This is a genomic window from Microcystis sp. M_QC_C_20170808_M9Col, from assembly GCF_007095495.1.
Lineage (GTDB): Bacteria > Cyanobacteriota > Cyanobacteriia > Cyanobacteriales > Microcystaceae > Microcystis > Microcystis aeruginosa.
Genome location: NZ_SFBZ01000048.1, coordinates 1 through 22,773 on the forward strand (window position 1 = coordinate 1; position 22,773 = coordinate 22,773).

The window sequence follows — 22,773 nt, forward strand, 5'->3', positions numbered from 1 at the left end:
TGTTCTCGGTTTTCATCTTGTAGGGATTCTTGCTTTTTCCCTATCTACCCAGATATTTTTCTTTTTGGCAACCCTTGTCTTGTCAGGTTTTGACCCACTTGTGTCCGTCAGTCAGAGTATTTCCTGTTCGCAGGAGGTACATTGTCGAGGTTGAAAAGTTTAATCAGCAAAGGTTTAACTGTGCCATACAGGTGTGAGAACCGTTATATTACCGAGGAAAGGTCAGCGCGGCAGAAGCATCAGGCTGTTTTGGGGAAATTGAACGGTCTTTGCTGATTTCGGCGGTCACTGTCCCTGCCTAACGCTCTCTAATGCCATTTTTCAAAAGTAATGGCAGAGATGGTTAATTGCCCTCAACCCCAATCCCTCTCCCAGAAAAGAAGAAAAGAGTAATATACTTTCAGGTTGGGGAGGGCGAGTCCTCGTGGGAGAAGGTTGGACAAGTTCGGGGTATAGACGCACACCGGGAGGGGTTAATTATTAGTATCGCCCGATCGATCGGAGGGCTTAGGACAGATGAATATGCTAATGCGCCAAGGAGAGTATTTGCCAGCATTGAATTCCTGCTTGATGTCAGGCTTCTGAATTGTTGTAAGTATTTTTATTTTGTCGTCAGGTGAGCTAACCAGTTGCTTATATAGAGGATTGCTTGGTTCAGTAACGCTTCCTATGGCTTTTTGCAGGAGATCGCTAATACGACCCCATTCACCATTTTCAGGATGACCTTCATCGGTAATTACAGTGATAGCTCCTCTGGGTAATAAGGTTTTAAACTCATTTTTCTCTTCCTCATCACTAAGAACCTTTACCTGCATTTCGCCATGATTTTGTTGGGCAAGCTTATATGCAATTAAGTTGGCTAATGGAGTAGCTACGGAACTATTTTCATTGCAGATGAAAAGGTTAAAGTCAGTATATTTGGAGGGATCACCCTGTCTTGTGTAAGGAGGATTCCTAGTCAAGGCTTCCTGTAAAGCTTGATCTAAAGTAATACCATCAGCTATGGTTTGTTGTGTGCCAACATTTGTGTCTTTTGATTTAGCTTGTTTTTCTTCTAACCCCCACAATTTAAGTTTTTCCTTGGTCTTTTCATCCATTTGAATTTCAGTAACATACTTTGAACTATTCTGTATTACGTCAGCCGCCCAAGTGCGAATTTCATCACTACTTCCAGAGCTTTTGATGATCTCCAGAGCTAAATTAATGTATCTGATCCTTAAATCTTGTGTCAGCTTTTGATTTTCAATTTGTGCATTATAAGCACTGCCAACCCAGAAAATAACCAAAGCTATTGCTGTGTTAGCAATAACTCCCAAAAATTGTGCGACAACTTTCCCCTTTTCCCACGCAAGAGGCAAGTGTTGATCATCGTCTCCGTTAGTCATCTTAAGACACCTCCTTTCTACTCTACGCTCTAAGCTGAACAATGCCAAAAGGCTCTAATTATTTCCCTCTTATCTATCCCTACTCTATCTCCGATAATCTCAACGAATGAGGCTGTTTTCATAAAATTTAATGATTAGCCGACAATGAATCGCCGATAGCCGATGGCACAACTAAAGTGCTTAACAAAAGAAATTATAATCTTATCGATTTTGACCGTGCCACTATCCAAAGGAATAGATTAGATTTCTCGAAAAAACAGATGCGGGAAAATTACCGATCGATCACCCGAACTTTTTCCTTATCGGTAAAGATCGGGCGATTTGCATATTCTTGCTATTCCTAATACATCCGAGAGCGCCCGTCCTGTCGAATTTATCTTTAAACCCTAACTATCCCCGTACAATTATCAGCATATCGATCATAAACCTTGAGATAGGTTGCACACCATGAGCGAATACCAATATTACGAATTCCAAGCTATCGATCGCCCCCTCACCCAAGAGGAAAGGGCTGCCATCTGCGAGCTATCGAGCCGCGTCAAACCGACGGCAACGACTGCCAGTTTCACCTATAGTTACGGCAATTTTCGGGGGGATCCCAAACAGGTGCTGGCTCGGTATTTCGATATCATGTACTACATCACCAACTGGGGAACACAGCAATTAATGTTTCGTTTTCCCACATCCCTGATCAACCGAGAAGCAATTGAACTTTACTGTATTGATAATTATATCAGCTTATCTTTTGCGGGAGATTGGGCAATTTTAGATTGGGAATTTAGTCAAGAAGAGGGTTTTAATGACTGGATAGAAGGAGAAGGGATTCTATCGGAATTGATAGGATTACGCCAAGAAATTCTCCAGCAAGACTATCGAGGATTATATTTAGCCTGGCTGAAAGCTATTGACTTATACGAGGGATATGTAGACATCGATAAGACCCAACTAGAACCTCCTCTACCCCCCGGACTAAATCAACTTTCTGCATCTCAAAAGGCTTTTATAGAAATCGTTGAATTGGACGAACACTTATTAAATGTTGCTTGTGCATCCAGCGGTAAACTAACAACTATCTCTAAGCAAACTTGGCAACAAGCTATTAGCCACTTATCGGCTTCTGAACGCGAAGATTTCCTATTAAGATTGGCTAAAGGAGAACATAATTTATCTGCTAAATTCAAACAAAAGCTGTCTCAATTAATCCCTACTTCTCCTGCTTCTAACCAGCCTCGACGCACGATCCAAGAACTTCTTGAGGCTGCTGCTGAGGAAGGAAAAAAGGCAGAAAAACGGCAACAACAAGAAGCGGAAGCCAATCGAATTGAGGAACTACAAACTTTAGCTAAACGGGAAGCGCAAGTTTGGCAGCAAGTCGAGTCCCTAATTCAGAAAGCCCAGTCTAAATCCTACGATGAGGCTGTTAAATTGTTGGTCAAATTAAGAGATTTAGCCGAATATCAAAACGGGTTGCCCGTTTTCCAAGAGCGCCTGAACCGGATTTACGAACAGTACAGTAACAGGTCTGGGTTGAAGAGGAGGTTACAGGAAATAGGACTTACTGACAGTAAGTGAATCGCTCTTGAATTTTCGGCGGCTGCATCTCAATTTTGCAGAAATATCTATATTACATTTTGGGCGCACGCAGTTCGATCAACTCACTGACCACGATGCGCCCCTACCATTGGCACAATAACTGACAAGCGCTCGGCTTTTCCTCCGGGGTAACGTGGAACGTGATCCGAAGGAATCCTTTTCACTGGAAAGACGATCTGTTACGGTACGGCTGTAATGCCTCATTTTGTCCTATATGTCTAATAAAGTTGTTAAGTATTGCCCTTATCGATCGACATCGGGTTAGCTTGGAGATAGCAGTGAGCATTCAGCTTTAAACACTTAATAACTGCTAACCGAATCACTGATAAGGGGGTTTTTTCATGGCTTTTAGCCGTTCTAGCGGTATTTTGCTTCATCCCACCAGTCATCCTGGCCGTTACGGGATTGGAGAACTAGGTAGGGAAGCCTATCAATTTATCGATTTTTTAGCTCAAAGTGGTCAAAAACTCTGGCAAATTCTCCCTTTAGGCCCGACAGGGTACGGTAACTCTCCCTACATGAGTTTTAGTGCCATTGCTGGCAATCATCTCCTGATTAGTCTCGATATTCTTCGGGAGAAAAACCTGCTTAGTGACGCAGATTTCGAGGATATTCCCGATTTTACCCTCGATCAAGTGGATTTTGATAAATTGATCGCTTGGAAAATTCCCCTACTTAGAAAGGCGGCTAGCAATTTTGTCAAGGGTTCTGACACAATTCTTTACAAACAGTTTGCCGGCTTTTGTGCTGGCAATGCCGATTGGTTAGAGGATTACGCCCTATTTATGGCCCTATCCCACGCTTACCAGGGTAAAGCATGGATGGAATGGCCGACAGAAATTCGCGAACGTCATTGGGGTGCGTTGGAAACACCGAAACAGGAGTTACAAGAGGAGATTTTTCTGCACAAATTCCTGCAATTTGAGTTTTTTGAGCAGTGGTTAGCCCTAAAACGCTATGCTAACTCCCTCGGTATCGAGATTATCGGTGATATCCCCATTTATGTCTCCCATAATAGTGCTGATGTTTGGGCAAATCCGCAGGTTTTCCGACTAGATACCCAAACCGGTAATCCCTTGGAAGTGGCCGGGGTTCCCCCGGATTATTTCTCAGAAACGGGGCAATTATGGGGCAATCCTCTTTATAACTGGGATTATCTCAAAAATACGGGCTTTGACTGGTGGGTACGCCGTTTAAAAGGGGTTCTTTCCCTAGTCGATATCATCCGTATCGATCATTTTCGCGGATTAGAAGCCTATTGGGCGGTAGCTTTTGGCCAGGAAAACGCTATTAATGGTCGTTGGCTGAAGGCCCCGGGTTATGATCTCTTTAATACTATTGGCGCTCGTTTAGGTAAATTGCCGATTATTGCCGAAGATTTGGGCGATATTGACCAAGCAGTCCTAGATTTTCGCGATCACTTTGCCTTCCCCGGGATGAAGATTCTCCACTTTGCTTTTGGGGGTGACGCGGGTAATCCCTATCTTCCTTTCAACGTCGAACGCAACTGTGTGATTTATACCGGCACTCACGATAATAATACCACTGTGGGCTGGTTTCAAGATAACGCCAATGACTACGAAAAAGCGCGACTTTATCAATATCTTGGCGCTCCCAGTGGTCAGGGAGTGGCTTGGGATCTGATTCGACTGGCCTATAGTTCCGTGGCTAATCAGGCGATCGTACCGTTACAGGATGTGTTAGGTTTAGGATCGGATGCGCGTATGAATACCCCCAGTGTCGCAGAAGGGAATTGGTCATGGCGCTATCGTCAGGAAGCTTTAACCGGAGAATATAGCGAGAGATTGCGAGATTTAGTCAATCTTTTTGGCAGAAATCGTTAAATAGGGTTTGCTGAAAAAGCTTTTCCTGGGGGCAGGGTGTGGGGTGTGGGGTGTGGGGTGTGGGGTTTTACCGATTTTGAGGTAGTCAATTACCTAATTTTCAGGGAAAAAGTACCTGAATTTTCCCCCCGATCCCCGCAACGGCTGGCACTTTTTGAGGAAAAAAAAGTCTAAAAGTCTTATCCAACAAGGTTTTTAGATTTATTCAGCAGACCTTAAATCTCAACCCTTTTGTCGAGACGTTACCCCTAACGTCTCTTTTTGTCCGGTTAATGTGAGGGAGAATTTTTTAGCAATCTTTGCCGGATGCGATCGAGATTTTCTTGACTATTGACGGGTAAATGGGGTAGGGGTAATTCTAAATTGGGCCAATTACTCAAATCATGGCAGGGACAGGATAAACTCGATTGTCCCACCACTTCAATTGGTACAGGTATAGTACAACGAGCGCAGGGATGAAATTCCCATTGAGGGGAAAGTAAGTCTCGGATAGTTTGTTGAGTACCTTCTAGGTAACAATCGCCACTTTGAGGATCAAGCATTTTTTGCCAACAATCTTCAAACTCCGACGAATAGCGATCAGCATTGAAAATTGGCAGCGGAAATAGCATAGCTTGGTTTTTGGGACAAATAACTTTTTTTCCCAATTGAAACCAATGGGCGAGATATTTTTTAACTGCGGAGGTGTCTGACATATAGTTTGTGTGGAGGCTGCCCTGATTATTGCTCTTACCATCAATCCTAGCGTTAACTTCCGGTGTCGGACAGGTCTTAGCATGATTGATGATCGAGTTTAATAATTATTTTAGGTAACTGAGCATCTGCAGCTAGATTAATCCCAATAAACTCACCATTAAAGCTTTTTGGGCGTGCATCCGATTTTCCGCTTGCTCCCAGACTTTTGATTGTACACCCTCGATCGCCCCGTCGGTAATTTCTTCGCCCCGGTGAGCAGGTAAACAATGGAGAATAATCGCGTCTTTGTCAGCGTGACTCATTAGCTGTTCATTGACTTGGTAGGGCTGAAAAACGGGAATTCGGGCATCAGCGAGGCTTTCCTGTCCCATACTCGCCCAGACATCAGTATAGACCACCTGAGAGTCTTTTACGGCCGTAACGGGATCGTCGGTAATTAAGATTTTACTACCGGTTTTCTCGCCAATAGCCTGGGCGCTGGCGACAATTTCCCCATCGGGTTGATAGTTTGCAGGGGAGGCAACCCGCACATTTAACCCCATCAAAGCGCCACCTAGGAGGAGAGAATTAGCGACATTATTACCATCCCCCACATAGGTGAGGTTAATTCCCCGTAAAGTCTGAAAAGTCTCTTGGATAGTCTGTAAATCGGCTAATATCTGGCAGGGATGTTCTAAATCCGTTAAAGCGTTGATAATCGGGATGCGGGAATAATTGGCAAAAGCTTCTAAATCCTCTTGTTTAAAGGTGCGAACCGCGAGAATATCGAGATAGCGATCGAGTACCCGGGCTGTATCTGCTAAGGGTTCCCCGCGCCCCACTTGGGTTACACTGGGATTAAGATCGATCACCTGTCCCCCTAACTGGTACATGGCGACGGTAAAGGAAACCCGCGTCCGGGTGGAAGCTTTATAAAATAGCAATCCCAAGACTTTTTTGCAGCTAGGGTTAAGAGTGCCAGCTTTAAGCTGTGCCGATAGATTGAGTAGGGCGCTGATTTCTTCGCTACTCATGTCGGTTATTCTTAAAACATCTCGTCCTTTTAAAGTGGCTACCATTGGTTTTTCTCTCGATAAACAGGGGTCTTGATTGGGTTTTATGGCAGTTAGCGATTAGCAAAAATCTTGAGCAAAGACCTTATTATAATCCAGTTTTTTCCCTATTAGGCAATTTTTCCCGAAAATTTTTATTTTTTGGGATGTTAGTCCAGCTAACACCCCCACTTTTTCTGTTAAATTAGGTAGGTGTTAAAAATTGTCAGATTCCCCCCTTATCAAGGCGGATCCCCCCGCCTATCGGCACCCCCCTTATCAAGGCGGATCCCCCCGCCTATCGGCACCCCCCTTATCAAGGTAGATCCCCCCGCCTATCGGCACCCCCCTTATCAAGGTAGATCCCCCCGCCTATCGGCACCCCCCTTATCAAGGGGGGCAGGGGGGATCAAACCCAAAATCTATATTTCTACTTAACTAATTTTGCCCCACACTTAGAACAAAAATTAGACGAGGGCGGGTTTTTGTGTCCACAATTACCGCAGATAACTAAAGCTGGGTTAGCCACTTCCGTCACCGGAGAAAGAGGTATTTCTCCACCGCTATCCAACTTATAGTTATCGATTAACTGCAAAATAATTGCATCCTCCCGTTTATATTCTGTATTATCTTTTCCTCCTGTTAACTCCTCGGAACGTTGTTGTAAATATTTGATAAAAGTCCGATACAAAGCTTGTTTTTTCTCCGGAGTGGCCGAATCCTGTAACTTAGCTGTCACCTGACTTTGAATTTTTTCCTTATCTTCGCGACAAGCTTTTACTTCTAACACCTGTACCGCATCTTCCCAACTGGTGGCGATATCGACTTTTTTTAATCCCGTTGCGGTTTTAATTTCATAGCGAATTGTTTTCTCATTAGTGACTCGATTGACTTCTGGAAAAAGCACTTTTAAAGCCCGGGCAGTCACCACCAATTGATAAATACTCGGATCTTCGGGAAAAACATCCCAGAAAGGAGGTTCCTTTTGGATATGCACGGGGATGGGTAAATCGCGATTTTCCCCCATTTGTTGGGCGCGTTTAGCGAGAATAAATTCTCCTTTCCAGTCTTGATAGGATTGCCGCAACTCTCTCATTCCATCGAGACAGCGTAGGGAAAAACCGCCAATTTCCTGCACGAAGACAAGACGATGTTTTTCCACTTCTGCCAAGGGTTTAATATCGTCTTCGTTGGGGATAAATTCCCGCAGTTTCGGAATAATTTTTTGGGCTGCTGGGTTATTGGTATTTCTTCCCCCAATCAGGGCAACATTTTGATTTAATTGGGGCGTAAAACCCGCATCTTTTCCCCGCAAAACCGCAGGATTAAGCATAATTAGTGGTCGCGATTTTTGGTAGGCAATGCGAAGATTATTGATAATATCGGCATCGTTGTTATAAATTTTTAACAAGCGATCACAAGCGGCTAATTCCTGCTGAATTCGACTACTAACGGGGGCATTTTGTAGTAGTTGATTAGCTTGGTTTATGATAACCTGTTGAAAATCTCCTTGACGAAGATCGGCAATCTCGGTGATGTCAAATAAACGCATATTTTCATCAGCGCGGCGCGTTTCTTTCCAGAGAGAGCTAGATTGCTTTAAAATCTCTTCTGAGAGGGGTAAACAAAGGTTATCCATACCTGTATCGTAGGCATTTTTGTTACCGGCAATCCCCGAAGCAAATTGTTCGATAAAGTCTTGATAAAGACTATTTAATTCTTGTCTGTCAAATAATTTAATCCCATTAATTAACAAAGCATCGGCACTATCGATCTGTTGATTAGCTTGGAGATTAAATAGATCGCGACTTTGAATTAATTTCTGACGAAAGCGATTAAAACGGCTTTCTAATTGATTAAGATGTTCCAGTAAACGATTAATAACCTCTACTCCTGCACCTCTGGTTTTTCGTTGAATATTGGCCATTAAATAGCCTTCCAATCCCGTTAAAGCTTGTTCACAATATTGTTCCATCTTATCTTTTTTCGAGATATGAATTTTATCTTTCAGATCATTAATTTCTGCTAAAGCTGTATCATATTCTCGTTGACGTTTACTTTCGTTTTGACTCCAAACCTGTTCTTGATCACGACGGAATTTTTCTGCTATGTCGGTGAAGATTTGTCGTACTGAAACAATAAAACTCTCGGCAAATTTTACCCCACGGTTTCGATCTTCAATGACATTATAAAACTCCATTTCTAGAGACTTTTTCCCCCGTTGAATAATTTCATCCCGGTTATTATAAATCTTTTTCAGGTAATCGCCGTGCAGCCGTTCATCGGGACTCAATTCTAGTAAATGATTGCGTTTAAATTCCTCGACTCTTGGCGTTAAATAATCATTAATAAATTGCAGAATTTTTCCCTGTTCATTGCCTAAAATATTAACACCCTGTTTGGTACAGGATAGCCAATTATCTTGATTGATTTCCTGACGAGTTTCGTTAATCCATTGGGAGATTATGGCAATTAAAGAGCGATCCTTGTCGGCACATAAATCCATAATTAATTCCCCTTCGCTCAAGCGCATTCTTTTGAGGATATCACCTCTGACTAACTCCAACATTTGAGCGGGTAAAATCACGGCATCATTCAGCCACCAATTAATTAAATCTTTGGCTAAACGTTCCGATAAAGAAGCACGAATTTGGGCAATAGGAATTTCAATAGTTGATAGCCCAAAACTCATAAATTGCTTAGGATAACCGCGACCCCCGGGGTCAGCTTGCGCCCAAGAACCCTTAATATTATCTCTAATGGAACGCTTATGGGGGGCAAAATCAGAGGTCATATCTAGGAAGATATTTTGGGCGATCATTTCCCGAATTTGACCGAGTTTAAAATCACCTTCGCCGTTTTTTGTCCCCACTAAATAGGTAAAATCAAAGGGGGGTAATTTACTAACAACTTCATCGACCAAACCACTGCTAAACTGTTGATGATATTCGGTTCTGTAGTCAGAAAAGTAATTTAATTCCATCAGGGCAGCGTAACCATTAGCCAAAACTCGATCGCCGACACTAATCCCCGCAAATGCTTCAGGAGTGGGAACAATTGCCGTACTCAAAGGACTACTTTCCCCTCGCAACCAATTACGAATACAGTAGCCTATATCGATTAACATTCCGCTACCCGTACCACCGTTTAAAGACCCCGTAGTAAAGACATTAATAGCAGTATTATTAACTTTAATTCCATAGCGATCAAGCATAAAGTTTTCTTGTCCCTTTACCCGTCTCACCGCGTCCAGAAATTTCCTTTGGATCTCATGATAATTACAAAATAAAGCAAAACGGCCACAGGCGCGAATTTGTCCCGCTCCCGCTTCCAGGGAAGTAATATTTCTCTCTAATTCCGGGGGAAACCAACTATTAATCCAGGGATATCTATCCATGTCAGATACCATCTCCTGTACCTGTTTTCCACTCACCCGGGCCCAGTGTTTTTCGTTATCTTTAAAAGCACTGCCAGCAGCTTCAGGATTACTGATTTTATAATCTTTATCCGTGTCAACCACCAAAAAACTGACAATCGGAAAATTGCTCAAACTGCCATAACTTTCCTCGATTAAACGACGCAATCGCGATAAAATTTCGTTACCCGTGCCACCAATACCCACTAAAACCGTGGGAACCATGCTTTTTTCTTCTACTGCTGCTGGCATAATTATTTAACTCCTAAGGCCATTTCTTGACGGTTGCGGGGGACTTCGTAGGTGAGGAAATCGTAGGCTAATTTAGTGTTAGGAAAAATCGCCCGCGCTTCCTCTAACAGATTGGAAATATCCAGAGAATTACCCGGTAGATAACGGGGGCTAAAATGGGTCATTAATAACAATTTTACCCGAGCTGCCAAGGCCACTTGGGCTGCCATCGTTGAAGTGGAGTGAACACTTTCAAAGGCTAACCCGGCGTCTTGGTGAGCAAAAGTCGCCTCATGAATTAGCACATCTGCATTCTGTGCCAATTCGATCGAACCTTCACAGAAAATAGTATCGGTACAATAGGCAATTTTACGGCCGATTTCCGTTTCTCCGCAGAGGGACTGACCGCGAATTTTGCTGCCATCGGCGAGGGTGACAGTTTCCCCTTTTTTCAGCTTGCCGTAAATTGGTCCGGGGGGAATACCTAAAGCGTTGGCTTTTTCCACATCAAAACGTCCTGGACGGTCTTTTTCGGCGATGCGATAACCGTGGGCGGGAATACGATGTTTTAATAGCTGACAGGAGACGGTAAATTCTTCATCTTCGTAGAGTATGCCAGGGGAAATGGCATGGACACGCACCCGATTAGCTAAATTAGTATAGGAATACTTAGCACAAGCACGCAGATAGTCCCCTAGTCCGGGGGGTCCGTAGATGTCAATATCCTGAGCAGAACCGGCTAATCCGATACTGGCTAACAATCCCATTAAACCAAAGATATGATCCCCGTGCATATGGGTGATAAAAATGCGTCGGATTTGGGAACTTTTCAGGTCGCTACGCAGTAACTGGTGTTGAGTTCCTTCTCCACAGTCAAACAGCCATATTTCCGCCCGTTGCGGCAAACGAAGGGCGATACTAGAGACATTACGGGAACGAGTGGGAACCCCAGAACTGGTTCCTAAAAAAGTAATCTCCACAGGATAGCTGTCAGGATAGAGGATTCTTTTTCTAGTCTAGGCTGTTTTGATCGATTTCTCGATCGAATTGCTGCTTTTCTCTATTTCATCACTTGGAAACAGGAAATCCCCTGATTTTGACCTAACTCGGCAATAATTACTCGCAGCCAGAAATACGTTGGCGCACAGATCATACTTTGTGCTTTTTGTCAAAAAAACTTTTTTTTGCAATAAAACTACACAAAAAAAAGATCATCGTTATGGGTGAAATTGACTAATTTACCCGTTTTAATTAGGATGACCTTGTAGATGTGGCAAGGGGTTCAGTCATTGCTACCCAAAAAAGCACAGAGTAACCCATTATGAAATTCAGTAAAATCGCTGTAACCATTGTAACATCGTTGTTAAATAAAAATCTTTCTCAATTAATTCTTAAGAATTTGTAAATATTGCGAAATGTTAATTTAAATATTCTCAAGCTTTTGGAGTCAATAAATAATTTTTGCTTATCTTTGTCCAAAATTGGGTTAGAAGTCAGGAGTCGGGTGATAGGGTGATAGGGTTTTGGGGTGTTGGGGTGTTAGGGTTTTAGTTGAAATTCCCCCACTTCCCCACTTCCCCACTTCCCCACACCCCACACCACTTCCCTAGAACGATCTTTGGGACAAGATTAAGTTTAAAATCTGAAATAGATGATTTTTTTCAGGATCGAGTCAAGTTTATGGCAGATATTGTCGATATTGCGGTCAGTGCCGATAATTTTAAAACTCTAGTGACGGCGGTACAAGCCGCTAATCTTGTGGATGCCCTAAAAAGTCCCGGCCCGTTCACGGTTTTTGCCCCCACCGATGAAGCTTTTGCCAAATTGCCCCCCGGGACGATTACAACCCTAGTGCAGAATATCCCCCAATTAACCCGAATTCTCACCTATCACGTCGTTGCGGGCAAATATATGCAGGAAGATTTGGCGAAATTGGCTGTAGTGACTTCTCTAGAGGGTTCACCGATTCCCGTCGATTGTAGCGAAGGTTTTGAGGTGAAAAATGCCACGGTGGTCGCGGGTAATATCGAGGCGGATAATGGTGTGATCCACGTCATCGATACGGTGATCCTGATGGGTTAGTTTTTGACCGGCTTTTCCCCGGGCCGCATCCAGGGCGGCTCTGTCTTATTTTAGTAACCAAATATACAGACATTTTTGCTTGTTTATGGATTCGATGATCCACTACCTGTGCAGACCATCAAATGGCTTTGCTATCATAAATATTAACGAAAAAGTAAGGAAATATTAAGGGAGATGAAAAATGGTTAACCAGTTTCTCCCCCTGATTGATTTTCGCCTTAGAATGCGGTTGATGAAGGGATAAACAAGATAATTCCCGCTAAGGAGTACGCCAATGAAGACCTTAGAATTTCTCTCGGAACTGAATGCCGCACCGCAAGGATGGGGATTCTGGATTGATCGTCAGCAGATCGAAGCCAACCACGTCGGTCAATATTCCTTTGAGAATGATCGTTTGCCAAAAAGTTTTGTTCATATCGGTAGTCTCGCTGAATTAGCTCACCAACGACAAAAATATATTCTTAGCCATCTCGACAGTAATGGCAACGTGGAAGAACTCGCTCAAGAATGGGTGCAAACACTGCTCGCTAATTTGACAACTTAATAAGTACCTAAGCAAAATTAATTACACATCTAAGCCACTACTCCGTCAGACTTCTGGTGTGAGGAAACAGTGAACTGAAAACTCAAATCCGATCCCTAATAGCTGTCTCCCGTCTCCCCGTCTCGGAGTCTCGGAGTCTCGGAGTCTCGGAGTCTCCTGTCTCGACTAGGAAATTAATTTTGCACGACTACTTAGTTTCTGGAAAATTCCCCCAAAAAAGAGGCCACTTTCTGCAAGATGACCTCTAAATTTTTTTGTTAGGGGTTGGGGTGTTGGGGTTTTAGGGTTTTAGGGTTTTAGTTGAATTCCCCCATTTCCCCATTTCCCCATTTCCCCATCTCCCCATTCCCCTATTCCCCAGAAGCATGAGGACCGATTTTGAGAACTAAAACCCCTAAAGGTGGTAAACAGAGATCGATCGAGTAGGGACGGCTATGATAGGACCATTCCTCCGACCATTTACCACCGAGGTTGCCCATATTGCTACCGCCATATTTACCCGCATCGCTGTTAAAGATTTCCTGATAAAAACCAGGATGAGGTACACCAACGCGATAATGGCTGTGGGGTTGGGGAGTAAAATTACAGACCACCACCAGAAACTCCTGCCAATTTTTGCTCCAGCGCAGGAAAGAAACGACGCTATGACTATTATCACTACAGTCGATCCACTCAAAGCCATCCTGACCAAAATCCTGGGTATATAAAGCAGGTTCACTCTTATAGGTGGCGTTCAAATCTGAGAAAAAGCGTTTTAGCTGTTGATGGGGTTGATGCTGCAAAAGACCCCACTCCAAATCACCCCAAACATTCCACTCACTCCACTGGCCAAATTCCATGCTCATAAACATGGTTTTCTTGCCGGGGTGGGTAAACATATAACTAAATAATGCCCGGACATTGGCGAATTTTTGCCACTCATCCCCCGGCATTTTGCCAATCATATTACTTTTGCCGTGAACCACTTCATCGTGGGACAAAGCCAGCATATAATTCTCGCTGTGGTTATACCACATACTAAAAGTGACATTATTTTGATGGAATTGACGGAACCAGGGATCCATGCCGAAATAATCGAGCATATCGTGCATCCAGCCCATATTCCACTTCAAATTAAAGCCTAAACCGCCCATATAGGTGGGCCAGGACACCATCGGCCAAGCGGTGGATTCTTCGGCAATAGAGAGAATTCCGGGGAAATAGCTAAAAATTACATGATTAACTTGACGCAGGAATTCCGCTGCTTCTAAATTTTCCCGGCCACCGTACTCGTTAGCCACCCATTCCCCATCTTTACGACAATAATCGAGATAGAGCATAGAAGCCACCGCGTCCACGCGAATACCGTCAATATGGTACTTATCGAACCAAAAAAGAGCATTAGCCACCAGGAAATTTCTGACTTCGTTGCGACCGTAGTTAAAAATTAAGGTTCCCCATTCCTTGTGTTCCCCTTTGCGCGGGTCGCCGTGTTCGTAAAGATGAGTACCATCAAAGAAAGCTAACCCGTGGCCATCTTTGGGGAAGTGACCGGGGACCCAATCCACTAGCACACCAAGGCCATTTTGGTGACATTGATCGACAAAATACATGAAATCTTCAGGATTGCCGTAGCGACTGGTGGGGGCAAAATAACCCGTCACTTGATAACCCCAAGAACCATCAAAAGGATGCTCGGCGATCGGTAATAATTCGATATGGGTGTAACCTAATTCTTTAACGTAGGGAATTAGTTTTTGGGCTAACTCGTAGTAACTCAAAAAGCGCGCCCCAGTGTTCCATTCCGACACGGGAACCGCTTCCCCGGACCCAGAAAGTAAACGGGGGGGTTCGGCACTAGAAGCGTGCAGCCAAGAACCGAGGTGTAATTCGTAAACGGAAACCGGTTGAGTTAAAGGATCGCTATGGCGGCGTTTTTCCATCCAATCGCTATCATCCCAAGTATAGCTATCTAAATTAGCCACGATCGAGGCGGTTTTCGGGCGTACTTCTTGGGCAAAACCGTAGGGATCAGATTTTTCGTAAATATGACCTTCCCAATTTTTGATCTCGTATTTATATTTAGTGCCAACACCGATTTCTGGGATAAACAATTCCCAGACCATATTATTACGTTTCCGCATTTGGTGATCACGACCATCCCAGTTATTGAAATCACCAATAATCGAGACGTTGCGGGCATTAGGGGCCCAAACTGCGAAATAAACCCCTTTAATACCCTCGATTTCGGCTAAATGCGCCCCTAATTTTTCATAAATGCGATGATGGTTGCCCTCCCCAAACAGATGTAAATCAAAATCGCTGAGTTTGGCAGAACGGAAGGCATAGGAATCATAGATTACCCGTTCCTGTTCTCCCTCGTGGATGCGTAATTGATAATTGTTCAGTTCACCGATATCGATAACGCACTCGAAAAAATGGGGGTGATAAGCGGTCGTCATGGGATATTCTTGTCTTTGGGACGGTAAAATAACCCAAGCGGCCGTGGTTTTCGGTAAATAGGCTCTAACAACCCATTTATTGACTTTTCCTTCTTCTTCTAGGGGATGGGCCCCCAAAACCTCAAAGGGATCGTGATGGAGGTTGTTGACGATTTGATGGACTTGTTCGGGGGATACCACTATAGACATTCATTTACCACTCTTGACATCTACAATACTTATAGCAAGGAAATAGTCATTTTTTTGTTGCCTTCTGGGAATTCTCAAACTGATGGTATATTCTGCCTACTTAGGGTCTGCTGAAAAAGTTTTTCGTGGGGGTAGGGTGTGGGGTGTGGGGTGTGGGGTGTGGGGTGTGGGGAAGTGGGGTGTGGGGTGTGGGGTGTGGGGAAGTGGGAAGAATAAATAAAATAATCTCCTGTCTCGGAGTCTCCTGACGACCGGCTCCTGACTCCTGACCCTAACAACAATTTTTGATTTTTACAAGAGGTCTATGGTAAAACTGCCAATTTAATCCGGCTCTGGTCATTCCCGATTTTACATCTTCCCCAGTATCGGTTATAAATTTATGGCTCAATCTTCTTCCTTTTTATCTCTACAGGGTTCTTAACTGGAACGAGTTTGATCGCTAGGAGATTGACTTTCCTCTAATTGAGCTTTGATTTTTACCGAGTCTTCAATCTGCTCGGCCTCTCGCTTAAATTCACTTTCAAATTCCTTGGATGCTTCTTGAAATCCTCGAATCGTTTTGCCTAAACTGCGACCGATTTCTGGTAATTTTTTCGGTCCGAAAACTAGCAGGGCAATCAAGAGAATTAACCCCATTTCCGGTAATCCAATCCCAAAAATATTCATGTTTTTGCTCCTAATAAAAAACTCGCGGTGGGCAATAACCCACCTGCTAAAGTCCGAGGGACAATTCTGCCGCCAAAAATGCCGACGAGATTGTTGGAATCTGCTTACTGACCCCAATCTACATTAAATCCTTCTAAAATTAGGGAGGAGTTGTAGATCTGTAAAATAATCAGCAAAAAGACTAAAAACAGAGCCATAAACACTCCCATCAGCAAGGTAGTTCCCCAACCGGGAGAAACTTTACCATATTCTGAGTTGAGGGGACGAAGGATTTCACCTAAGCGTGTACGCTGTGCCATAAGTTACCAAGAAAGATCTGTAAATGATAATTTTGTATTGATCCGTAATTTGACGAAGTGCCAACCGGTCAACCCAGTGAGATAAAATCTACTGCTGTTTCCAGTGGAGCTTTTTTGGTCTAATTCCGAACGGAATCGTTTTTCGCCTGCCCTGCCACGCCCACAAGAATCTGCAAGCGCCTACAGTACGGGAATTATTTTAACATTGTTTGGTGATCTTCTCAGGATTTAGGAGACGGTGGATGGGAGTTGGGTGTGGGGTGTGGGAGTTGGGATGATGGGGGAGATGGGAGAAAAAAGCTGATCAGTGATCACTGATCACTAATCACTGATCAAGTCTCCTTCGGTGCTATGATTGAGGGTGTAAAGTTTTATTGCAAAGGTATTCGTCTTGGTTAAGCTGAATACTGACAAAAGGTTAACAACACTACCTTAAACAAGCTCTCAAGAGAGGATACAGAGAACACATGGCTTACACACTTCCCCCTTTACCCTACGATTACACTGCCTTAGAGCCTTGCATCACCAAAAGTACCCTAGAATTCCACCACGACAAGCACCACGCCGCTTATGTCAATAACTATAACGGTTTGGTCAAAGATACGGAACTCGATGCTCTCTCTTTAGAAGAAGTTATCGTTAAGGTTGCCGGTGATGCCTCTAAAGCTGGGGTTTTCAATAATGCCGCCCAAGCATGGAATCATAGTTTTTATTGGGACTGCATGAAACCGGGTGGTGGCGGTGCGCCTACCGGTGCTTTAGCCGATAAAATTCAGGCAGATTTCGGCAGTTTCGAGAAATTTGTCGAAGCTTTCAAAACTGCGGGCGCTACTCAATTCGGTAGCGGTTGGGCTTGGTTGGTTCTCGATAACGGCACTCTCAAAGTTACCAAAACCGGCAACGCTGACAATCCCTTAACCGCCGGACAGGTTCCCCTCTTAACTATGGATGTGTGGGAACACGCTTATTATCTCGACTACCAAAATCGTCGTCCCGATTATATCAGCGACTTTTTAACTAAGTTGGTTAATTGGGATTTCGTGGCTGCTAATTTAGCGGCGGCCTAAAAATTTGGCTCAGTTAATCAGTTATCAGTTATCAGTTATCAGTTATCAGGGGTTGGGGAGCAGGGAGAAACAATCCATAAGTTGGGAGTTAATCGTACTATTAAAATTGGCCAATCTCTCTAATATTAATTATCCTTAAAAGAGATAACCAGAAAAAACTTTTTTAACATCGATCGCGCTTCTCGCACCATGGAACAACCTGTCAGTTGGATTATTCCCCGTCATCCCCGTCCCGATTATCCCCTGTTTGTATTTTTACCCGGAATGGATGGCAGCGGCCAACTATACCATCGTCAGATTAAAAACCTTGCCCCTTACTTCGATCTGCGTTGTTTGGTGATTTCCCCGCAATATCTCGGTGATTGGGAGGAATTAAGCACCCTCGTGATCGCTTTATTGGAACAGGAATTAAAGCGACAATCGAGAAAAGTCTATCTCTGCGGTGAGTCTTTTGGCGGCTGTTTAGCCTTGAAAATAGCAACAAAATCACCAAAATTAATTAAAAAACTGATTTTAATTAACCCTGCTTCTTCTTTTAATCAAAGACCTCTTTTAAGCTTGGGAATCGGTATCACCCAGATGATGCCCGATTTCATCCAAGGCAGCTCGGCACTAACTATTTTACCCTTTCTGGCCGCTCTGGGTCGAATATCCCGGGAAGATCGCCGCTCTCTCCTCAAAGCCATGCAATACGTCCCACTGAAGACGATTAGCTGGCGTTTATCCCAGTTACAACGGTTTCAGGTTAGTGCCAGCGAGTTAAAACGTCTGCAATTGGGGGTGTTAGTGATAGCCAGTCAAGGCGACCGACTGTTACCATCGGTAGCGGAGGCTAAACGCCTAATTCAGCAGTTACCCGCCGCAAAATTAACGATTCTGCCCCATAGTGGTCACGCTTGCCTGCTGGAAACCGATATTCATCTCAAAGACATTCTCCATCACCATGCTTGTCTCCCCCGAAGCCTACCCGCAAAAAGTCACTGAGGATGGTTCTTATACCTTTTTTTCGACCGAATTCGGCGAATGTTATCATTCTACCTCTGGGGCAAGGGAAGAAGCCGAGAAAAAATTTATCCTCTCTAGTCGTCTGACAGCAAAAGCAGACCAGAGCAATAATCTGAAAGTTCTTGACATTTGTTACGGCTTAGGGTATAATACCGCCGCAGCCTTAGCGGCCATTTGGCAAGTTAGGGGGGATTGTCGGGTAGAATTATTAGCTTTGGAAAGCGATCGAGTGGTTCCCCTAGCGGCTATTAGAGAAAATCTCTTAAATAGTTGGAGTCAACCAATTCCCGAATATTTAAGTGATTTTGCCCATAATCACCGGCTAGACCTGCCTAATCTGACGGCTAAACTGTTAATCGGGGATGCGCGACAGACGATAAGCAAGGTGATTGACGCGGGTTTTCAAGCGGAGGCAATTTTTCTCGACCCCTTTTCCCCGGGTAAATGTCCGCAACTGTGGACGGTGGAGTTTTTAGCTTTAGTGGCGAAATGCCTGAGTCCGACGGGTTATTTAGTCACCTATTCCTGTGCTGCCTCGGTGCGAAGGGCTTTACAATTAGCAGGATTGCAGATTGGGGCCACCGATAGCGTCGGTCGGCGATCGCCGGGGACAATAGCCAGTTTTTTGTCCTTACCCCCATCTCTATCGGCACAGGAACGGGAACATCTGCAAACTAAGGCCGCTATTCCCTATCGAGACGCGACTCTAACCGACCCAGCCGAAGTGATTATACAACGTCGTCGCAGCGAACAGGCACTCTGTGACTTAGAACCGACTAGCCACTGGAAAAAACGTTGGCAAAGATCGGTTAGTTCGATCGAAATCTCGGAATGAGAATAGTGTGGTTAAATGCCTGATAATTCGGGCTTTTGTTTAAGAAAAATTAAGCATTCTACTGATCGGCTTGTTTTTTTTAGGCTGGATTAGATAGCATGGGTGTAAGCAAGACGTTATCTGCATAAAAAAGGTTCCCCGACCAGATAGATTTTTTGTTAGACCAATTCAGCCTTAAGGCGATCAAGAGCGACTCTTCTTAACGATAAGTTTGCCGATCTAGTATATTTCTATTGTGTTTTTCGTGATCTAGTATTAGCCGGAGGACAGGAAAATGAGTAATAAGAACAACCCAAAATATGAAGAAATCAAAGGTAAACTGGAAAGGATTATCCCCTTGCCAGAACCGCAGCGAACTCTGGCTCTACATCGTATAGCAACGGAGCAGAAAGAAAGTTTTGACGAGATCCAAAAATATTTTAATCGGCGTATCGAGGAAAAGATTAATGAAAAATTAGACAGCATTAAAGATGAAAAAGATAATATTAAAAAGTTAAGGATTTTAAAAGAACTGTCCGAGTCTAATTTTTTGGGTTTTTCTTTAGATGAGTATAAGGACTTACTAAAACAAACCAAGATTTTATCGGAAGAAGAAATTAGAAAGAGAATAAAAGAAATTAAGCAAGAAGCGAAAAACCCTATTCAAGAAGCTATCGACTTACAAAAGCTATCAGAAGATAGTGGCTTATCCCCAGAAGAATGCAAAAATTTATTAAATGAATACCGATTTGATTGGACTGATTTTGAGCTTATCCTCAAAATAGCCTCAATTGTTACCGCTTTAGGGATTTTTGCCGGTGTAATCACCTATTGGTGGGAAACGGATAAAAGACGAGCGCAAGAGAATAATGATGCTTGGACTGTTCTCCGTTCAGCGAAAGAAGATCCTGCTAGTAACGGAAGAATTGATGCCTTGGAGTCTCTCAGTAGTGGTTGTAAAATGCCAGAAAATATATTCACTTGGCTATTAACAAAAGTTGGGATGCAAGAGGATTGTGTCAGATTGGTGGGGGTAAATCTCAAATCAGCTAATCTACCCAGAGTTGATATGTCAAATAATGATCTATCCAAGGCACAATTACAGAATGCCAATCTTGACGGAGCAAACCTCAAGGATGCCGATCTAGAGGGGGCCGATTTAACTGGAGCGAGTCTCAGAAAAGCTGACCTAACGGGAGCCGATTTAAGAGGGGCAAATTTACAGGATGTTAACCTGTCCAATGCCATTTTAAATGGAGCAAAGATCACCAATGCTAATCTAGAGGGAGCTAATTTATCTAATGCAGATTTGAGAAATGCTAATCTGCTGAACACTTCTTTAAAAGATGCACGTGTTGAAAATGCAATATATAACTTTAATACTCAACCTTTTAATTGGTATCCATCAGAAGAAAAAAAATATTTAATCTGTGATCGTGAAAAAGACGAAAAAGATATTAAAAATGAATGTAAGTCTCTCCAATTAAACCAAGCAGATTTACAAGAAGTAGATCTGAGCAATACCTATTTACAAAAAGCGAATCTAGGTCACGCTAATCTCAGAAATACCAAGTTAATTAATGCTGATTTGAGGGACGCTGATTTAACCTACGCAGATATCCGAGGGGCTGATTTTACCAGTGCTGTCTTGAAAGGTGTTAAGATCGATCATGCGATCTACGATGATCGTACTAAACTCGATAAAAGCATCTTTTTCAATCAGGCAAAGTTTTACAAAATTAGCTCTTTTAATCCCCTAAAAAGAGACTTGCAGCCACCACAGAAGGACTTAAAAGATGCCGAGCTAAGACGCGCAGATCTCCGAAAAGCTGATTTAAGAGGAGTGGATTTAACAGGTGCAAATCTGGAGGGTGCTGATTTAAGAGGGGCAAATTTAGAGGGGGCTAAATTAGATAAAACTGAATTAAAGGGTGTTCTTTTTGATAAAGAAACGAAACTGGATGTTAAACCTCAAAAATTAATAGATGCTAAAGCTTATTATATTGAAAATAAAAATCCCGACAATCCTGGAGATTTAGTGGGAATAGATTTATCTAATCGAGATTTGGAAAAAACTGCTTTACAAGGAGTCAACCTTACTGGGGCTAAATTGGAGAAAGTCAACCTGATTGGTGCTGATTTGCAGGGAGCTATTTTAAGTTCTGCCACACTGCTAAAAGCCGATTTATCCCGTAGTAATCTTAGTCAGTCTTACCTGAACTTTGCCAAACTTCAAGGTGCTAACTTAAGTGGTGCTGATCTAAAAAAAGCTGACCTGATCGAAGCTAATCTTAAAAATGCTCGTTTAAAAAGCTATCTGGATGCTAAAACCAATCTACAGGATGCAGTTTTAATTAAGGCAATTTTAGAATTAGCAGATTTAAAAGACGCAGTGTTAATTAATGCTAACTTAATGATGGCAAATCTCAAAGAAGCTAACCTAAAACAAGCGGATTTAAGACAGGCTAACCTAGAACACGCCGACTTGAGTTATGCCGATCTTACGGAAGCCGATTTAAGCGGTGCTAACTTAGAAAATGCTGACTTAAGAGGAGCAAATTTAATTAAGGTTAAAGTTGATAGCAGAACTAATTTTAAGGGAGCATTAATTAATGAAGAAACCAAGTTAAATTTTGATAGAACCAACAGTCACTTTCATGAAGTTGCCAAAAAATATGAAGAATTTTTAAAAGTAGTTTATTTTATTACTCGACGGAGGCAATCTTCTTTAATTTTTAAAGATCCATCGAAATCAAAAATAGAAAACCTAAGTTGGTTTCCGACATCGAACAATTATAAAGGATTAATTGATTTACCAAAGAATCTTGAGAATTGTCAAGCAAAAATCAACTTGATCGGCATCGACTTATCCGATCGAGATTTAACTAAAATCAACTTATCCTGTGTAGATTTAACCAAGATTAGTCAGAAAGGATTGAAAAATACTATCCTAGAAAAAGCTAATTTAATTGGAGTTAATTTAACAGGTATTAGTTTGGAGGGAGCGAAATTAGATAAAGCTATTTACGATCAGAGAACAATTAGCAAGGTCGATGATAAAAAATATCGAATATTATTTAAGCGAGCTTATAAAATTGAACCTAAGTCAGATTTGTCTCAAGCTGACTTATCCGATCAGGTTTTAGATGGCTTAGATTTACAAGGTGCTATTTTAGAAAAGGCAGAATTGCCAAGAGCGCATTTAATAGGCACACAATTACAAGATGCTATTTTAAAAGATGCCAATTTAACCGGTGCAATTTTAAAAGATGCCGATTTAACCGGTGCAGATTTAACCGGTGCAAAGCTAAAAGAAGTGATCGGATTAACAGTCAAACAACTTGAAACTGTTAAAAGTCTCAAAGACGCTCAATTTAGTCCTGAATTATGTAAAGCTGTTCGAGAGGAACTCAAAGAAACTAAGGATAAAATTGCCGATTGTCCCCAATAAAGTTATACCAATTCTCTATA

The 22,773-nt window shown here is 42.8% G+C and carries 16 protein-coding genes; 8 read left to right on the forward strand and 8 right to left on the reverse strand.

Annotated elements, in window-relative coordinates:
* Window positions 1-473 precede the first annotated feature (473 nt).
* The gene (locus EWV68_RS03110) at window positions 474-1,385 is read right to left on the reverse strand and encodes a hypothetical protein (RefSeq protein ID WP_287168784.1); all 912 of its coding nucleotides are present in this window, start codon (window positions 1,383-1,385) and stop codon (window positions 474-476) included.
* A 447-nt stretch (window positions 1,386-1,832) separates the two neighbouring features.
* On the opposite strand from EWV68_RS03110, the gene EWV68_RS03115 reads away from it, so the two are divergent.
* On the forward strand, window positions 1,833-2,957 hold the full coding sequence (locus EWV68_RS03115; protein ID WP_287168786.1) for a hypothetical protein: 1,125 nt from the start codon (window positions 1,833-1,835) through the stop codon (window positions 2,955-2,957).
* A gap of 362 nt (window positions 2,958-3,319) precedes the next feature.
* Entirely contained in the window at window positions 3,320-4,822 is a 1,503-nt protein-coding gene (gene malQ / locus EWV68_RS03120) for a 4-alpha-glucanotransferase (protein WP_287168788.1), read from the forward strand.
* A gap of 269 nt (window positions 4,823-5,091) precedes the next feature.
* On the opposite strand, the gene EWV68_RS03125 is transcribed toward malQ, so the two are convergent.
* The 4 genes from EWV68_RS03125 to EWV68_RS03140 form a co-directional block, all read right to left on the reverse strand.
* Window positions 5,092-5,517 carry a hypothetical protein gene (locus tag EWV68_RS03125; protein ID WP_061430892.1) on the reverse strand — a complete coding sequence of 142 codons (426 nt, stop codon included), beginning with the start codon at window positions 5,515-5,517 and terminating at the stop codon, window positions 5,092-5,094.
* 132 nt (window positions 5,518-5,649) lie between these two features.
* Window positions 5,650-6,576 carry an ornithine carbamoyltransferase gene (gene argF / locus EWV68_RS03130; RefSeq protein ID WP_002762401.1) on the reverse strand — a complete coding sequence of 309 codons (927 nt, stop codon included), beginning with the start codon at window positions 6,574-6,576 and terminating at the stop codon, window positions 5,650-5,652.
* Window positions 6,577-6,979: 403 nt separating this feature from the next.
* A complete protein-coding gene (locus EWV68_RS03135) occupies window positions 6,980-10,216 on the reverse strand; it encodes a tubulin-like doman-containing protein (protein ID WP_287168789.1) in 3,237 nt (1,078 codons plus the stop codon).
* Between the two features lie 2 nt (window positions 10,217-10,218).
* Window positions 10,219-11,175, reverse strand: a complete 957-nt coding sequence (locus EWV68_RS03140) for a ribonuclease Z (RefSeq protein WP_002796178.1) — start codon at window positions 11,173-11,175, stop codon at window positions 10,219-10,221.
* 700 nt (window positions 11,176-11,875) lie between these two features.
* Between EWV68_RS03140 and EWV68_RS03145 the strand changes: the two genes are divergently transcribed.
* Window positions 11,876-12,277 (forward strand): fasciclin domain-containing protein, encoded by a 402-nt coding sequence (locus EWV68_RS03145; protein WP_002762406.1) that lies wholly within the window; start codon window positions 11,876-11,878, stop codon window positions 12,275-12,277.
* A gap of 274 nt (window positions 12,278-12,551) precedes the next feature.
* On the forward strand, window positions 12,552-12,821 hold the full coding sequence (locus EWV68_RS03150) for a hypothetical protein (RefSeq protein ID WP_061430890.1): 270 nt from the start codon (window positions 12,552-12,554) through the stop codon (window positions 12,819-12,821).
* Between the two features lie 350 nt (window positions 12,822-13,171).
* Here the strand turns inward: EWV68_RS03150 and glgB are convergent, their stop codons facing one another.
* The 3 genes from glgB to psbH form a co-directional block, all read right to left on the reverse strand.
* Window positions 13,172-15,451 (reverse strand): 1,4-alpha-glucan branching enzyme, encoded by a 2,280-nt coding sequence (gene glgB / locus EWV68_RS03155; protein ID WP_061430889.1) that lies wholly within the window; start codon window positions 15,449-15,451, stop codon window positions 13,172-13,174.
* A gap of 417 nt (window positions 15,452-15,868) precedes the next feature.
* Window positions 15,869-16,117, reverse strand: coding sequence for a TatA/E family twin arginine-targeting protein translocase (locus EWV68_RS03160; protein WP_061430888.1), 249 nt, complete (start codon window positions 16,115-16,117; stop codon window positions 15,869-15,871).
* Window positions 16,118-16,221: 104 nt separating this feature from the next.
* Window positions 16,222-16,416, reverse strand: coding sequence for a photosystem II reaction center phosphoprotein PsbH (gene psbH / locus EWV68_RS03165; RefSeq protein ID WP_002736544.1), 195 nt, complete (start codon window positions 16,414-16,416; stop codon window positions 16,222-16,224).
* A gap of 467 nt (window positions 16,417-16,883) precedes the next feature.
* On the opposite strand from psbH, the gene EWV68_RS03170 reads away from it, so the two are divergent.
* The 4 genes from EWV68_RS03170 (at window position 16,884) to EWV68_RS03185 (ending at window position 22,753) form a co-directional block, all read left to right on the forward strand.
* On the forward strand, window positions 16,884-17,483 hold the full coding sequence (locus tag EWV68_RS03170; RefSeq protein ID WP_012267735.1) for a superoxide dismutase: 600 nt from the start codon (window positions 16,884-16,886) through the stop codon (window positions 17,481-17,483).
* A 189-nt stretch (window positions 17,484-17,672) separates the two neighbouring features.
* Complete coding sequence (locus EWV68_RS03175; protein WP_061430887.1) at window positions 17,673-18,467, forward strand: alpha/beta fold hydrolase; 795 nt, start codon at window positions 17,673-17,675, stop codon at window positions 18,465-18,467.
* Window positions 18,427-19,323, forward strand: coding sequence for a tRNA (5-methylaminomethyl-2-thiouridine)(34)-methyltransferase MnmD (locus EWV68_RS03180; RefSeq protein WP_287168790.1), 897 nt, complete (start codon window positions 18,427-18,429; stop codon window positions 19,321-19,323). The genes EWV68_RS03175 and EWV68_RS03180 overlap by 41 nt, the downstream gene beginning before the upstream one ends.
* Window positions 19,324-19,597: 274 nt before the next feature.
* A complete protein-coding gene (locus EWV68_RS03185) occupies window positions 19,598-22,753 on the forward strand; it encodes a pentapeptide repeat-containing protein (RefSeq protein ID WP_287168791.1) in 3,156 nt (1,051 codons plus the stop codon).
* Window positions 22,754-22,773: the final 20 nt, after the last annotated feature.

What these genes read in the sequence shown, in the direction of transcription:
- EWV68_RS03110 (WP_287168784.1), bottom strand. Translation starts at nt 1,385, where the DNA reads ATGACTAACGGAGACGATGATCAACACTTGCCTCTTGCGTGGGAAAAG.
- EWV68_RS03115 (WP_287168786.1), top strand. Translation starts at nt 1,833, where the DNA reads ATGAGCGAATACCAATATTACGAATTCCAAGCTATCGATCGCCCCCTC.
- malQ (WP_287168788.1), top strand. Translation starts at nt 3,320, where the DNA reads ATGGCTTTTAGCCGTTCTAGCGGTATTTTGCTTCATCCCACCAGTCAT.
- EWV68_RS03125 (WP_061430892.1), bottom strand. Translation starts at nt 5,517, where the DNA reads ATGTCAGACACCTCCGCAGTTAAAAAATATCTCGCCCATTGGTTTCAA.
- argF (WP_002762401.1), bottom strand. Translation starts at nt 6,576, where the DNA reads ATGGTAGCCACTTTAAAAGGACGAGATGTTTTAAGAATAACCGACATG.
- EWV68_RS03135 (WP_287168789.1), bottom strand. Translation starts at nt 10,216, where the DNA reads ATGCCAGCAGCAGTAGAAGAAAAAAGCATGGTTCCCACGGTTTTAGTG.
- EWV68_RS03145 (WP_002762406.1), top strand. Translation starts at nt 11,876, where the DNA reads ATGGCAGATATTGTCGATATTGCGGTCAGTGCCGATAATTTTAAAACT.
- EWV68_RS03150 (WP_061430890.1), top strand. Translation starts at nt 12,552, where the DNA reads ATGAAGACCTTAGAATTTCTCTCGGAACTGAATGCCGCACCGCAAGGA.
- glgB (WP_061430889.1), bottom strand. Translation starts at nt 15,451, where the DNA reads ATGTCTATAGTGGTATCCCCCGAACAAGTCCATCAAATCGTCAACAAC.
- EWV68_RS03160 (WP_061430888.1), bottom strand. Translation starts at nt 16,117, where the DNA reads ATGAATATTTTTGGGATTGGATTACCGGAAATGGGGTTAATTCTCTTG.
- psbH (WP_002736544.1), bottom strand. Translation starts at nt 16,416, where the DNA reads ATGGCACAGCGTACACGCTTAGGTGAAATCCTTCGTCCCCTCAACTCA.
- EWV68_RS03170 (WP_012267735.1), top strand. Translation starts at nt 16,884, where the DNA reads ATGGCTTACACACTTCCCCCTTTACCCTACGATTACACTGCCTTAGAG.
- EWV68_RS03175 (WP_061430887.1), top strand. Translation starts at nt 17,673, where the DNA reads ATGGAACAACCTGTCAGTTGGATTATTCCCCGTCATCCCCGTCCCGAT.
- EWV68_RS03180 (WP_287168790.1), top strand. Translation starts at nt 18,427, where the DNA reads ATGCTTGTCTCCCCCGAAGCCTACCCGCAAAAAGTCACTGAGGATGGT.
- EWV68_RS03185 (WP_287168791.1), top strand. Translation starts at nt 19,598, where the DNA reads ATGAGTAATAAGAACAACCCAAAATATGAAGAAATCAAAGGTAAACTG.